We start from the raw sequence: 15,115 nt of genomic DNA on the forward strand, positions 1-15,115 counted from the left end.
GCGATCGCTCTATTTTATAAACCCATCTCTCATGGAACTTGATGAAGCCAAACTCAAATGGTTTCGCCGCCAGTTGCTAGCTTGGGCAAAGCTGCACCGCAGGCAGTTTCCTTGGCGTAGCACGAAAGATCCCTATGCCATCTTGGTGGCTGAGTTTCTGCTGCAAAAGACTAATGCGCCTTTAGTTGTTCCTCTGTACCAGGTGTTTATGGAGAAATTTCCCACTGCCAGCGCCTTAGCAACAGCACCAGTTGAACAGGTAGCCGACTTATTACGGCCCTTGGGCCTTTCCTTTCGAGCCGAAAGACTGCATCATTCAGCACAACTGATTATGGAACAATACGGTGGGAAAATCCCTCAAAATGAAGCGGATCTGCTCAAATTGCCAGGTGTGGGTAAATACATAGCACGGTCGGTCTGTGCCAATGCCTTTGGACAGCACAAAGCTGTAATTGATACCAATGTTGCTCGGATTTTGGAGCGGTTTTTTGGATTAGAGGGTGGTCGGGTAAAGTCTCGTTCTCGCTTGCTTTGGGAAGCCTCGGAGCAAGCAGCCCCTAAGACACAAGTAGGAGCTTGGAATTTGACGCTTTTTGACTTCGGAGCGACAGTTTGCACAGCTAGAAACCCGCGCTGTTTTGAGTGTCCATTGCGACAGCAGTGTAATTATTTAGCTAACGCAGAGGAACGCAGAGTTTTTTGAATTTAAATTGGTATTGAAATTTTTTCAATTTCTTGTGGAGTTGGCATCTTACCCGCCCAGATCGTGCAAATTAAACGTGAAACAGCTTGCTAAAAATAGCGGCTACGTCCTCTTTGTCGCAAGTAGTCATAAATTTTCCATGCCACTAGTCCGAACATCAGATTGAGTAGGAAACGGCTAAGTATAAACCACAAAGTATGAGGGTAAAAAAGTTGTGAGGGGCTGAAAATACTCAGACTTCTTATCAATAAAAATAGTCCAAAAATCGCATTACCACCCAGCATAAGAGCAAACAGTACCAAACCTCGCTGCCAAAAACGGTGCTGGGGTATATGGCCACTAATCAGGTTAATCACCGATTTTCTCTGTATTTTCCGCAGTAATTGTTCTAGTCGCCAGAACATCCACAACAAAAATGGAAATAAACCATAACTGAGCAAAGGTAATGGTTCTGGATAACGCCAAGCGCTAGATAAAACATTTACAAGAGTATGGCAAATGACAGAATTGAGCCAAGCTTTGGGAATACTTGGGGTGGATTGACGTAAGTTAATGTTTAATCCAACAGACAATCCTAGGGCATATCCCCAAGGTGCAGAGAACATGGCGTGGACTGGTGTGCCAATCGCCCGCTCAAAAATTGATGCCGTGTCGTTGAAAAGATAAATCCAGTTTTCTTGGGCAGTAAACCCAAGGGCAACGGCTATGGTGAAGAGGAAAATGGTGCTGGGGCGTAATCGATACCTACGTTGAAAGTACCAAATAGGAACTACAACTGCTACTAATTTACAACCTTCTTCGATGGGGCCTACCTCCAGCAGTTGGCGCAGGACAACACCTGTGAGTGTGCGTCTGATTGCCCGCCAGCTTGCCCAAGAGTTGATTTGGGTTTCGACAACGAATTGTAGGCTGAGGGCGACAAAACCAGATATTGCCCCGATCGCAAAAAATAACAGCAGCCGCAGCAGGGATGGAGCAGTAAAAACGCGCCCGTAGTAGTAAATCAGAAGCAGCAGGGGAGGTATCGCCGCCCACAGCAGTAAAGAGAAATCAGTCACTCACCTGAGCAATAACGGTACGGTGACGAGGACTATTGCTAGTGATGCTGGGTGTTTGAAAACCCCCCTTTACTAATGCTTGTTCAATATCCAAGCTGAAGTATTCATCTAAATAGGGTTCGGTGCTTTTGAGCAGTGTCAAAACGTAAGGAGGCATTTTCTTGTAAGCTTCAGCTTTGGGGTTCATGTCCATAATTGCCAAATGCCCACCTGGACGCAGTAAACGCCGCGCTTCTGCAAAAATCTGCTGGGTGGGAGACTGGGGCAATTCGTGACACACCAAGAAAATTGAGACTAAATCAAAGGAAGCATCTGGTAATCCAGTTGCCTCGGCAGCAGCGTGAACCCAATTGATGCTGTGGTGATGCTGTTGGGAGCGATACTGGGCAACAGCTAAGAAGTAGGGAGATAAATCTACGCCCGTGATTTTGGCCTGGGGATAAAGTTCTTGCAGAGCAAAGGTACTCATACCCACACTACATCCTAAGTCGAGGATCTCTTGAGGTTGCTTGGAAATTTGCTGTTTGAGGATATCGTGGTAACTTTGACGCAGCTTAGCATCACCTTGCGCTCCCGCACTAGGCCAAATATTAGCATGGACGGCATAAGCAGCAACTTCTACTTCTAGGGCTGCATCCCAGCTGAGATTGCCTTTTTCGTAGGCGTGGAATGAAGTGACGTAGTACTCTGGGTAGTTTAGTTGCGAATTTTGTACTTTCGCTAGTTCGCTTTCCCAATTATGCGATCGCAGTGCCTGTACTTGGTTTCTCCAAGGCACTCCTATTTTTTCAGCCCGTTTAATCATCATTTCACGGGCTTGGTGCTGAGCCAGGTTATATAGTGGCTTGATTGCCAGTACCCCATTAATCAAGCGCGAAGATAATCCCGGAGTATTATTTACAGCCGTATTCATCAGTAAAGTTGCTCAAATAATCTGCTTTGTGTTGCAATCAGGAAAAAGCCTGTTTATCTGCATCATAATTCCCGAGTGAAGCCACTTTTTCAATTCAGGAGAATTTTTTATATATTTTTAAGGGCGGGACATTCCACGCCCTTAGATTGTTTAACATTTGAGAACTCTAGCTTCAGGAACGATTAAGTTGATGATTTGAAAACAGATGCGGATGAATTTTGAATTTGATACAAAAATTAGATGTATTAAATGTCACTTTTTACAGTCTTTCAACTGTGGGTGCTAATTCGGAAGTGCAAGCACGACAACGAGTAGCAGCGATAGGAACTTTTTCGAGACAATATGGACATTCTTTTTCGGTGGGTGCAGGAGGAGCCATTTCTTCTTTGCGTTTGAATCTAGCGATCGCCCGAATCACTAAGTACAGAACCAACGCAATAATCAGAAAATCAATGACTGTACCCAAAAAACTGCCTATCTTAATACCGCCCTCTGCACCAGGAGGAATGGTGATTTGACGCCAACTAGCTTTTTGGACATTTCCAAAGGGGAGACTAATGGCTGGCATAATAATGTCTTCAGTCATGGAGGTGACGATTTTACCGAAAGCTGCACCGATCACCACCCCAATAGCCAGATCCATCACATTGCCCTTAAGAGCAAATTCCTGAAAATCTCGTACGAATCCACTTACTCTTCTACCGTTACGTCCTACAGCCATGATATCTAAGTATTTTCTCGTTCGACGATAAAGAGTATTTTATGACGATCGCGCCAGTGTTGAAGTTATTAAGAAACAAAGTTTCAAAATATACGTAAATTATACCTTCCACTGTCATTACAGGCGGCGCTAATATCAGGGTTTAAAAACATTGATTTATTTTCAGGCATTTTTATTTTATTATTACTTTTTTATGAATTTATCCTTTAAGACATGTACAAGATTTATGCGGAGGTATTGAGCTTTACTCCTCTTTATCTGTTAGCTTAGTAGAATTTGCTACCAAAAGTTAGTAAATAAAAATACTTGAATCGTAAAGAGTTCCCAAAGTTACTAGATATGAAGATAAAATCTGAGAGTAGGCCTGTTCTTCATCGAAAAAAAATTAATATTAACAATAACAGCAGGCTATCCTAAGCTATATGAATGTGTTGGAGTATTTTTACTCAATAACACGTAGAACTTAAAACACTCTTGATTGCATGACAACAAAGTGGGCGCATCTGGGGTGAATTTAGGAAATACATGCAACGTAGCAATTTTTCTTTTGTTCATGCAGTTTTCTTTTTTCTTTACTAAATCTATTTAGAGTTATCAGGATTACAAGGTAAGTAGGCATCCATGTCCAACTCTTATTTTGATACAGAAAATAACCGCTATAAATCTTTTGAGCTACCAGGGGCAAGACCACACTACAATCCCGATCGCCCTGGACAGGTTGAGCATATTTTTCTTGACCTCAATCTGAATATTCACAACCAAAGTATTCAGGGCCAGTGCAACATTACTTTGTTGCCTATCCGTAACGGCATTGACCGTTTGACATTGGATGCTGTGAACCTGAACATTGAATCTGTGCAGGTGGATGAAGTACCGCAGAAGTTTGATTACGACGGGCAAAAACTGTCAATTCAACTCGATTCTCCGACACTCATCGATCGGCGAATTGCGATCGCGATCGCCTACTCGCTAGAAAAACCTCAACGCGGTATTTACTTTATTCAACCAGACAAACACTATCCCCATAAACCCACCCAAGTCTGGACACAGGGAGAAGATGAAGACTCGCGCTTTTGGTTTCCCTGTTTTGATTACCCAGGACAATTGTCTACTTCTGAAATTCGCGTTCGTGTTCCCAAACCTTTTCTGGCGATCTCCAACGGCGAACTCATTGCCACAGAAGCAGACGGCGATAGCAAAATCTACCACTGGTCGCAGCAGCAAGTACATCCTACCTATTTGATGACGCTGGCGGTAGGTGACTTTGCCGAAATTCGAGATGAGTGGAACGGCAAACCCGTCACCTACTACGTGGAAAAAGGACGGGAAGCAGACGCCAAACGCAGTATGGGTAAAACTCCGCAAATGATGGAGTTTTTAAGCGAAAAGTATGGTTATCCTTATGCCTACCCCAAATACGCGCAAGTTTGTGTAGATGACTTTATCTTTGGTGGCATGGAAAACACCTCAGCCACGCTGTTAACCGATCGATGTTTGCTGGATGAGAAGGCTGCATTAGATAATCGCAACACGGAAAGTTTGGTTGTTCACGAACTAGCGCACCAGTGGTTCGGTGACTTAATCGTGATTAAGCACTGGTCTCATGCTTGGGTTAAGGAAGGAATGGCTTCCTACTCGGAAGTGATGTGGACAGAACACGAATACGGTACAGATGAGGCAGCCTACTATCGCTTGCTAGAAGCCCGCAGTTATCAAGCGGAAGATAGCAGTCGCTACCGCCGTCCGATGGTGACGCACGTTTACCGGGAAGCGATCGAACTTTATGACCGCCACATCTACGAAAAAGGGTCTTGTGTTTATCACATGATCCGGGCGGAATTGGGCGAAGAACTGTTTTGGAAAGCCATGAAAACATTTGTGCAGGACAACGCCCATAAAACCGTAGAAACAATAGATTTGTTGCGGGCAATCGAAAAGGCTACTGGGCGCAATCTCTTGTTTCTGTTCGATCAATACGTTTACCGTGGCGGCCATCCTGATTTTAAAGTGGCTTACTCTTGGGATGGAGACGCAAATTTGGCAAAGATAACAGTAACTCAAACTCAAGCCAAATCAGATCAAAATGGCAGTAATAGCAATTTGTTTGATCTGCGCATCCCGATTGGTTTTGGGTACAAACATGCAGAGAAGCAAAATGATGCATCTTCTGAGTTAAAAATTTTCAAGGTGCGGGTTCACGAACGCGAACAAAGCTTCTACTTCCCACTCGAAGAAAAACCTCAGTTTGTTAGCTTTGATGTTGGCAATAATTTCTTGAAAACAGTCGAGTTAGAATATCCAATACCAGAGTTAAAAGCGCAGTTAGAATGCGATCCCAACCCCACCTCCCGCATTTATGCAGCGGAAGCTTTGGCGAAAAAAGGAGGGTTAGAGGTACTTAAGGCGCTGGCGGCATCACTGCAAAATGATTCTTTTTGGGGTGTGCGCGTGGAAGTAGCCAAACAACTAGCAGAAATCAAGCTGGATCAAGCCTTTGATGCTTTGGTAGTGGGGTTAAAAGATTCCAATCCGCACGTGCGCCGCGCTGTGGCACAAGCACTGGCGAAAATCAAGACTTACTCTAGTTATAAAGCTGTGAAAGCACTGGTGGAAGATGGAGATGCCAGTTACTATGTGGAAGCAACAGCTGCTCACACTATTGGTGCGATCGCTGCTGCCAATCTGGAGGAAAAACCCAAAGAAGAAAAAGTTTTGAAACAGCTGAAAACTGTTTTGGAAGAAAAAGCAGGTTGGAATGAGGTGGTACGGAGTGGTGCGATCGCTGGTTTAGCAGAACTCAAAACCTCGGAAGCAGCTTTAAATCTAATTTTGGAATACACCAAACTGGGTGTACCGCAACCTTTGCGCTTGGCCGCAATTCGCGCTTTGGGCAAAGTTTCAGTTGGTCAAACTCCTACCAATGTAGAACGAATTTTAGAGCGTTTGAAAGAACTGGCGAAGGAAACTTTCTTTTTAACTCAACTAGCGGTACTGACAGCACTGGGAAATATGGAAACTGCCAAAGCGATCGCCATTTTGCAATCACTCGCTGACCAAACAGCAGATGGGCGCGTGCGTCGCTATGCTGAAGAAGAAATTGCTAAGGTGCAAAAGAATATTGGTACAGACAGTGCTGTTAAACAATTGCGTGAAGAACTCGACCAACTCAAGCAACAAAATCAAGAATTGAGAAGCCGCCTGGAAAACTTGGAAGCAAAATCTAAGTAGCAGCTTGAATCAAAAAGCTTTGTATTTTGACCAGACGCGAAATTTCGTGTCTGGTCAATTTGTTGTATTGTTAACAAAAATACAAAATGAAATTTAGTTTTAAGTTGATATCTCAAACTCCTACCATTGCATTGGTTTGTTGGGAGTTTATATGCTGCGATCGCCATCTTACAAGAAGCTATTAAGTAGGTCAACATAATTAAACGGGCGGGCTAGAAACCCACTCCACAAAATTATTAAAGCTCTTGTGGGGCGGGCAGGATGCCATTGGTGTGAAGTTAAGGCATCAGCCCAGATGTCAAGCGACCTTGCAGCGTTACGTCGATGTCGTTGGCGAACAGCTTTAACCAAGCCCATAGAACGCTGATGCTCTACGAGCCAAGGAATAAGTTGTAGTTGTGAATTGTGCGATCGTGCGCGATGGAAAAAATATAAACTGCGGAAAACCATTTCTACTGAAATACGTTCTAAGGGCTGTTGCAAAGCTACAGCGACATCAGCAGACAAATCATTGAGGACAGCATAGAAAATCCATGTAGCATATATTTGCATCTGCACACCATTAGTACCGCCAACCCACAGATAAGATAAACCCAACAAACGTTTTGTCAGTAAAAATGCATCTTCGCTCTGGCAACAATTGTGTTATTTCTTGCCACCATTTGGTTTCGTTACGTTTGGCATCAGCGTCGAAAAATGCAGCAACCGGGCGATGGCTAAATGCTTCCACTACCATCAGCATCTTCCCTCCTAAAACTGCACCTGTTTTTTGTTGAAGTTGTCCCAAATGTTTTTTGACTGCTTCTAAAGTCGATGCATCCGCAATCCACACTGCACCAAACCTGGAAGCTACCGATGCCCACATTGGTGCAACTTCATTTCTGTTTTTCTTGGCTGCTAGACGCTCTATTACTTGCTCAAACAGCTTGAGCAATAGGTGGGCGGGCAAGCTCTCCAGGCGATTAGTTGTGGCTTGCCGACTCACAGAAATTGCCTCAACCCACAACAATCCTTCAACTTCTAGGTAGCGCAGCACATCTGTGAAATAATGTATTTCTCGGTACACTAAACTCAGTACTATTACTGCCATCACGGGTAGAGTTAGTACGCGATCGCGCAAATTCCGGTCTTTGTCTTTAACATCTTTGAGATTGGCAAATGTTCCTGGACTTAATAGCTCAATCAACCGTGATTCTATCTCCTCACTTGTTGGGGCTCTTGAAGTTACCCGATGTCGAAAGTCTGGATTTCCTTGTTTCTTCCGTGGCTTAGTCATGGCTATTCTCAACACCATTGTGTTGAGTTTAACCATTGAGTTTTACCTAGTTGACAAGTTTCTATTTTTCTTCACTTGACACCAATGGCAGGATGCCCGCCCTGTTTTTAGTTTATTTATGGCTGTCTATTGATTACCTCTAATATCATACCCGGTAAATCACTTATAAAACATCGATGGGTAATGGGTAATAGGAAACGGGTAATGGGAAAGAAAAATAACAATCACCAATCACCAATCACCAATTAGCAGCCTAGGCGACAGTATAACTATTCAAGCGGGTATTCTATAAGCTGTTGCTATCAACAACGAGTTATAAGTATTAATTATTACTTAATAATACTAATTCTGAGTCTTTAGTTTCGTCTCAGAATACCTAATTTAAACAGTTAACAACACTCTAATAACTCATAAATGTACTGTTTCAAATATTTTTATACCCTAAGGTCTATAAAATTATTCACGAAGTTTTCTAGACTTGTTCTTATCAAATGTGATGAATCAAAATAGCAAACCACGCTAGTATCGTATCATGTGGCTTAAATTTGCTATATGAATTTTGCGTGAATTCATATAAATTCTTCGTGAAGCTTAGTCTAGTGGTGTAAGAGGGAACGTTACACATATTAAGAATTGATAGGTGTAACGAAGTTTTCATGTAGAAAACACAAAGTTTTTGGGTTTTTTGAATGTAAAAAGTATTCTCAGTATTGAGAAAAAAGTTGTTCTCGATTTTAGTACCTGAAGTTGCCTGCATTTGTGGATATACGTAAACCTGTTCTGATGATTTTTGAACAGTTCAATCCAAGCAGTACTACTCTGTTGAGGAATGCGAAATGAAAGTGATTTTTTTACACAAGCATGACACTACCGAGAGGTACGATTAGACTTTTTGCATATTTTCCAGTAATTAAAACATCTCGGTAATTGCACACAACTTGTGCAGGGTGGTTGTTATGCAGAAGCCTGTTCTGACTATTTTTTACCAGTTCAATCCTTGGAACACGACTATTGGTGGAATTCAGACACTGATAAATATTTTTATCAAGTACGCTCCCACCGAGTTTGATGTACGGCTCGTAGGAACAGAATGCGATCCCAACCAACCCGCAGGTAAATGGCAAAAAGCAGAATACGCAGGTAAGGCAATTTATTTCCTGCCTTTATTTACTTTGCAGAATGATAACGTTAGGAGTGCAGTGCCTACTACACTCAAGTACACAGTTGCTTTGCTTGGGCGTTGCTATGCCTCAGACTTCATGCACTTTCATCGCTTGGAGCCAACTTTAGCAACCCTGAACTGGCAGGGAGAGAAAACTCTGTTTGTTCACAATGATATTCAAACGCAAATGCAAGCTGCGGGCGATCAAAATGCGATACTGTGGCGAAAATTTCCAGCAGCATATTTTGCTTTGGAAAAGTTTTTGATTGGGCAGTTTAGCCAAATTCTGTCATGCAATAGTAATTCCACAGAATTATATCGACAGCGTTATCCAGAGATAGCAAGGCGTATCTCTAACATTAAAAATTCATACGATAGCGAGATTTTTTATCCGGTAAGTCAACAAGAGCGCGAAACTTCCAGACAGAAGCTGGCATCTCGAATGTGTTTGGATGGGGAAACACGTTTTGTCTTGTTTGCAGGTCGGTTGCATCCACAGAAAGATCCAATTCTGCTGGTACGCGCTTTTGCAGCTTTGAACAAACCAAAAGTTCACTTACTGATAGCAGGTGATGGGGAGTTAGCCACAGAAGTAGGTAGAGAAATTGAGCAGTTGGGATTATCTAGTCGGGTGACGATGCTTGGGCCTGTTGCTCAAGCCGAACTCGCAAAGTTGCATCGTCTTTGCAGTGCCTTTATTCTCAGCAGTGCATACGAAGGTCTACCCCTGGTAGCGCTAGAGGCACTTGCCAGTGGAACTCCAGTAGTAACAACTAAATGTGGTGAAACGCCAAAACTGCTTGCTGCTGACAGTGGAGTTGTTTGTGAACAAAGAACGCCAACATCTATAGCCAATGCTTTACGCCAAGTATTGCAGCATCCAGAAAATTATCCCGCCGACGCTTGTGTGCGGACTGTACAACCCTATGCCGCACGCACTGTTGTCAATGAAATCTACCAGCAAATGTGGCAAAGCTGGGAACAGCGACTCAAAAAGGATGTGAACAGTATTCATAGAACCTATTGGTAGCTGTCCCAAGATTCAAATTGTTGTACGCATTTCAGCTTGTACACTCTAGCACGAGCATAACTGATTAGTATGAGAATTGCTGTTATCGGTGCAAAAGGTCTACCTCCAAAACAGGGTGGTATTGAACATTACTGTGCAGAAGTCTATCCGCGCATGGTCGCGCAGGGTCACACCGTAGATTTATATGCTCGCTGTTCCTATACCGAAAGTTCTTGGCTTGACCATTATGATTTTCAAGGGGTAAGAATCACCTCATTACCTGGTTTGGAACTCAGAGGTGTGGACGCTTTTATTACCTCAGCACTAGGTGCGATCGCTACAACTGGTAATAAATACGATATTGCTCATTTCCACGCTCTTGGCCCATCTCTGTTTACTGGTTTAGCCAGAATTACTAGTCCTGCCAAGGTTGTCGTCACCTGTCAGGGGTTAGATTGGCAGCGTGCTAAGTGGGGCAGTTTTTCTACTCAGCTAATTCATCTGGGTGAAAAGGCAGCAGTACGTTTTGCCCACGGAATCATTGTGGTATCGGATGCGCTCAAGTCCTACTTTTTACAAACCTATGGTCGGGAAACAATCTACATTCCCAACGCTCCAGCCTGCTATGGTGAGTCAGATCCAAATTTTACCTACGGAACTCAGTTAGGTCTAGAGCCAGGACGCTATATCTTGTTTTTGGGTAGATTGGTTCCAGAAAAGCGTCCTGACTTACTCGTCGAAGCCTTCAGCACTTTGAAACCAAAGGGATGGAAACTAGTTATAGCTGGAGGTGTCAGCGATACAAGATCCTTCACAGCCAAGCTATTAGAAAAGATTGCCAGCAACCGCGACATCGTATTTGCAGGAGAGTTACGGGGCCCTCGTCTGTGGGAGATTGTTCGAGGTGCGGGGTTGTTTGTTCTGCCTTCTGATTTAGAGGGGCTTCCTTTGGTGATGTTAGAGGCAATGCAAGAAGGAATACCAGTACTGGGAAGTGATATTCCACCCCACCAGCAATTGATTAGTCGGGGAAGGGGAATGCTTTTTGAGGCTGGAAACCTCGACTCTTGTGTTCGTTCCCTAGATTGGGCAATTCATCACCCAACAGCAATGGCTGCTATGGCTCAGAATGCCCAAAAACACGTGCAACTTTATTACAGCTGGGATCGCATTACTTCTGAAACGTTGAAACTATATACAAGTCTTTTGAATTTACCTGAGCCAGCAGATATACGACAGCCTAGTTCTACCAAACTTGCTGGGATTGTTAGTAAAGAATAACTTGTCATTCGTCATTTGTCCTTTGTCATTTGTACAAATCTAATCACTAATGACTAATGACCAATGACCATTGACTAATGACTAATTAGATAAAGGTAGATGTAATGGAAAAAGGCTTTTCATCAGTATCAGCAGTGTTGAAGCGACGTGCAATACCTGCTCTGGCTACGTTTGCTGCTGTTATTACTGGAGCGATCGCCTACCTCCAGATGGCTCCACGCAAGTACGAAACATCCGCGCGACTGATACTTGACGACAAAAGAGTAAGCGTTTCGGAATTGGGTCGTGATCTTACCCAACTACGTTCAGGTACGCCGGGTGGCCCAAACCCACTGGCTGACCAAGCAGAATTAATTAAGTCACAACGTGTTCTCCAAAAAGCGATCGCTCAGGTTGTTTCTCAATCTCAGGCTAGTTCACCCGAAACCGCGCTGACAACGGGAGAGTTTCGTCAAGATTTGAAAGTGAAAATTGTTCCAGCTACCAACATTCTAGAGGTGAGCTATGAAAACGAAGACCCTGTACTTGCTACCAATTTAGTAAATGCCGTTACCCAGGCAATGGTTGAGGATAATACTCAAATCATTCGCCAAGAAGCTGCCAGCGTACGAAAGTTTTTGCAAACAAAGGTACCAGAAGCTCGCCAGCGTCTAGAACAGGCTGAACGGATTGAAAACAAATACAGACAGGCTAGCGGTATAGTCTCCTTTGAAGAGCAAACCAAGAGCTTGGTGGATAGCCTAGCCACTTTGGAAGAACAGGAGCATACTCTTTTAGCTCAACTCCAAGAGTTGCGTTCCAAGGAAGCTTCGCTGCGACAAGTGACTGAGGCCAGAGGTCTGAATAAAGCCTACGCAGCTGTGCGCGGCGGTCAAAACGAAGAACTGAAGATGTTGCGTGCTAAGTTGGGGGAGTTGGAGACGAAGCTAGTTGAAGCTCGTTTGCTCTTGACAGACAATCATCCCACTGTCATTAATCTGCTTGAGCAACGAGATGGGCTGCGTGCCTTATATCAAAATGAACTGGCTCGCGTGTCGCCAGCAAATCAAGCCATCGCTTCTAATACTGTCGCCAGCGATCAAATCAGTCAAGATTTAACATCCCAACTTATCACTAATGAAGTTGAGCGTTGGGCAGTTGAAAATAAGCTCAGAGTTGTGCAAGCTAATCATGCCGATCTCCAATCTCGCTTGGCACAGCTACCTATTAAACAACAACAGTTGACTCCACTTACACGTCAACGGGAAGAAGCTGTGGAATCTTTGAAGTTACTGCAAAGCAAACTGGAGGAAGCACGAATCGCTGAAGCTCAATTGGTTGGAAACATTCAAATTATCGAAGCAGCACAAACACCAACTAAACCCACCTCACCCCACAAGAAAGCTGTACTGGCGATCGCTATCTTGTTCGGAACTGCTTTAGCTACGGGTATTATACTGCTGCTGGAGCTAATGGATAACACTTTAAAGGATGCTTCCGAAGCAGAGGAACTGCTGAAGTTGCCATTGCTGGGAGTCCTACCACGTCTGCCAGCTAAGACTATTGCTCTCGAACCATCTGACCGATTCTTGGATGATGTTAGTCTGATTGAACCTTACCGCACGCTGTTCAAAAATATCGAGTTTCGCAGTACTGAATCGTTGCAATTGATTGTTGTGAGTAGCACCATTTCCGGAGAGGGTAAATCTGTAGTTGCTTCACATCTGGCTGCTGTTTCTGCCATGTTATCTCGAAGGACACTGCTGATTGATGCAGATTTACGTCATCCCATGCTGCACACACTGTTTAACTTAGCTCCTCAGCCAGGAATTACAGATGCGATCGACAAAGAAATATCCTTAGATAGAGCAGTGCAACGAACTAAGATTCCTAACCTCTCTGTATTGACTTGTGGAGAATTGCACGGACGTCCCTCGCAGTTGCTAGAGTCAGATGCGATGAAATCTCTGCTAGCAGAAGCAGCTGGCAAATATGATTACGTCATTGTAGATACTCCTCCTCTTAGTGCTTGCGCTGATGCCCATACATTGAGTCGGCAAAGCGACGGAATTGTATTGGTTACACGTCCCAGTATCACGATCAAGGAGGTTCTGCAAAGAGCAGTATCAGAATTAACAAATAATCAAATCCCAATCATGGGAGTAGTTGTGAATGGAATGACAGATCAGACCGAACAATATTACCGCTATCCCGTGAACGGTTATAAACCCCTATCATCCCAGTCTAGGAGACGTTTGAGCGAAGGTAATTCCACCAAAATTGCTAACAACCGTTTGAGATCTAAATGACGATGTTGACTAATCAACGCGCACGTTCCTCTATAGTGCCCCTTGTGGTTGGGTTGGCAGGTGTAGGAGTGGGTTTAGTTGCAGGATTCCTCGCAGGCGCTAAACCCCTTTACCTCTACCTAGTTCTGTTGGCAGTACCTGTGACTGTCTTCTTCTTTGCCAGGTTTGAGCAAACCGTACTGGGTCTACTGATTCTACGTACTTCTCTCGATCCTTTCTCTGCTCAGCAGATACCAGCTGCGTTTGCTGTAGGTCTAGACGCTCTGACCTTACTGTACGTGACCGTGATGCTATTAGTTGGTCGGTCAGTCCGCACCGATAGTTTTTGGTGGTTTTTAGTGGGCTGGGTGATGCTACAGGGCTTATGGGTAATCCTCCTACCTATAGGAGGTCTGGGGTTAGATGGTTCGTTTTTGCCAGAAGCTATCCGCGAGTGGGTTCGTCTATTTACTTGGGTCATGGTTTACTTGCTGGTAATGCAGCTTAAAGATAGACTCCCTCCCGAAAAGGTTATTTCTAGCTTGTTCTTGGCTTTGGTTATACCGATCGCAGTAGCGCTGATACAGATTTTCCTACCTTCGCTCCTACCTCCCTTCTTAGGGGCTGGCGATGGTCGAATCAGAGGGACTATTGGTCACCCTAATGGCTTCGTAACCTTGCTGTTGCTGTTTATCGGTCTAACGTTTTGGAAGCTAAATCAGTCTAGGCAACGCTTACCCTGGCTTTTGTTGTTAGGCTTGCTGGTACTCTGTTATGTGAGCACTAAATCCCTATTTGGCTTAATGATGCTTTCTGTTTTTGTTCTTGTTGTGATTGCACCTAGATTAAGCCCAGTTACCCTCATTGGTGGGATGCTATTGGTTACACTAGTCATAGGACTATTTGCCAGTTCAGAGTATGGACAACATCGCCTCACCTCGATCGCTAACACGCCCTTACTCAATCCGGACATTGATATATCACGGGCGATTCTTCTGTCACAAGGAGACATGAATAGCTTCAACTGGCGGCTTTCTCAATGGAATTTAATACTCAACCGCTGGCAGTACTACCCAATTTTCGGTTACGGTTTGGGGTTGAGCATTCCAGTAGCTGGCAATGGAGCTTATCCCCACAATGATTACCTCAGGGCATTGGTAGAAGGAGGAATCGTGGGTTTTGTAACTTTTCTGGTCTTTCTCGCTGCTCAGGGTGTGCGTCTTGTCCAGTTAATGCGATCGGCACCTCGTGGAAGTGCAAAGCGCAACCTGTGTTCGATCATGTTAGCTGTTTTTCTCTCTATGCCAGTGGCAATGATTACTGAGAACATCTGGAGTCATACTACTCTCTTTTTCTACTGGATGATTCTGATGGCGATCGCTGGCTGGGACTGGAACGATTTGGGATCTACAAAGAGTACTGTATCGGTTAGTCCTTAGGCGCTGCTGATGTCATAGGTGAAATTCAGACTGTTATAACAGCCTTTCACAAGTATTA

The 15,115-nt window shown here is 44.1% G+C and carries 9 protein-coding genes and 1 pseudogene; 6 read left to right on the top strand and 4 right to left on the bottom strand.

Annotated features, from left to right (window positions below; translation table 11 throughout):
- Nucleotides 1-31: 31 nt before the first annotated feature.
- A complete protein-coding gene (locus FIS9605_RS0121075; RefSeq protein ID WP_035139987.1) occupies nt 32-703 on the top strand; it encodes an A/G-specific adenine glycosylase in 672 nt (223 codons plus the stop codon).
- Between the two features lie 89 nt (nt 704-792).
- On the opposite strand, the gene FIS9605_RS0121080 is transcribed toward FIS9605_RS0121075, so the two are convergent.
- The 3 genes from FIS9605_RS0121080 to mscL form a co-directional block, all read right to left on the bottom strand.
- On the bottom strand, nt 793-1,761 hold the full coding sequence (locus FIS9605_RS0121080; RefSeq protein WP_026734362.1) for a PrsW family intramembrane metalloprotease: 969 nt from the start codon (nt 1,759-1,761) through the stop codon (nt 793-795).
- Nucleotides 1,754-2,674: a class I SAM-dependent methyltransferase gene (locus tag FIS9605_RS0121085; RefSeq protein WP_026734363.1), complete on the bottom strand. Its 921-nt coding sequence runs from the start codon at nt 2,672-2,674 to the stop codon at nt 1,754-1,756. Before FIS9605_RS0121085 ends, FIS9605_RS0121080 begins: the two co-directional genes overlap by 8 nt.
- Before the next feature lie 259 nt (nt 2,675-2,933).
- Nucleotides 2,934-3,395, bottom strand: a complete 462-nt coding sequence (mscL, locus tag FIS9605_RS0121090; RefSeq protein WP_026734364.1) for a large conductance mechanosensitive channel protein MscL — start codon at nt 3,393-3,395, stop codon at nt 2,934-2,936.
- Nucleotides 3,396-4,016: 621 nt separating this feature from the next.
- On the opposite strand from mscL, the gene FIS9605_RS0121095 reads away from it, so the two are divergent.
- Nucleotides 4,017-6,623, top strand: a complete 2,607-nt coding sequence (locus FIS9605_RS0121095; RefSeq protein WP_026734365.1) for a M1 family metallopeptidase — start codon at nt 4,017-4,019, stop codon at nt 6,621-6,623.
- A gap of 279 nt (nt 6,624-6,902) precedes the next feature.
- Here FIS9605_RS0121095 and FIS9605_RS37700 read toward each other — a convergent pair.
- A pseudogene (locus FIS9605_RS37700) lies at nt 6,903-7,935 on the bottom strand (IS4 family transposase); the annotation flags it as partial.
- A gap of 920 nt (nt 7,936-8,855) precedes the next feature.
- On the opposite strand from FIS9605_RS37700, the gene FIS9605_RS0121105 reads away from it, so the two are divergent.
- The 4 genes from FIS9605_RS0121105 to FIS9605_RS0121120 all read left to right on the top strand — a co-directional run bounded on the left by FIS9605_RS0121105 (nt 8,856) and on the right by FIS9605_RS0121120 (nt 15,057).
- On the top strand, nt 8,856-10,091 hold the full coding sequence (locus FIS9605_RS0121105) for a glycosyltransferase (protein WP_026734366.1): 1,236 nt from the start codon (nt 8,856-8,858) through the stop codon (nt 10,089-10,091).
- A 69-nt stretch (nt 10,092-10,160) separates the two neighbouring features.
- Entirely contained in the window at nt 10,161-11,351 is a 1,191-nt protein-coding gene (locus FIS9605_RS0121110; RefSeq protein ID WP_026734367.1) for a glycosyltransferase family 4 protein, read from the top strand.
- Between the two features lie 104 nt (nt 11,352-11,455).
- Nucleotides 11,456-13,639, top strand: a complete 2,184-nt coding sequence (locus tag FIS9605_RS0121115; RefSeq protein ID WP_026734368.1) for a GumC family protein — start codon at nt 11,456-11,458, stop codon at nt 13,637-13,639.
- Between the two features lie 2 nt (nt 13,640-13,641).
- Nucleotides 13,642-15,057: an O-antigen ligase family protein gene (locus FIS9605_RS0121120; RefSeq protein ID WP_026734369.1), complete on the top strand. Its 1,416-nt coding sequence runs from the start codon at nt 13,642-13,644 to the stop codon at nt 15,055-15,057.
- Nucleotides 15,058-15,115: the final 58 nt, after the last annotated feature.

The organism is Fischerella sp. PCC 9605, assembly GCF_000517105.1.
Lineage (GTDB): Bacteria > Cyanobacteriota > Cyanobacteriia > Cyanobacteriales > Nostocaceae > PCC9605.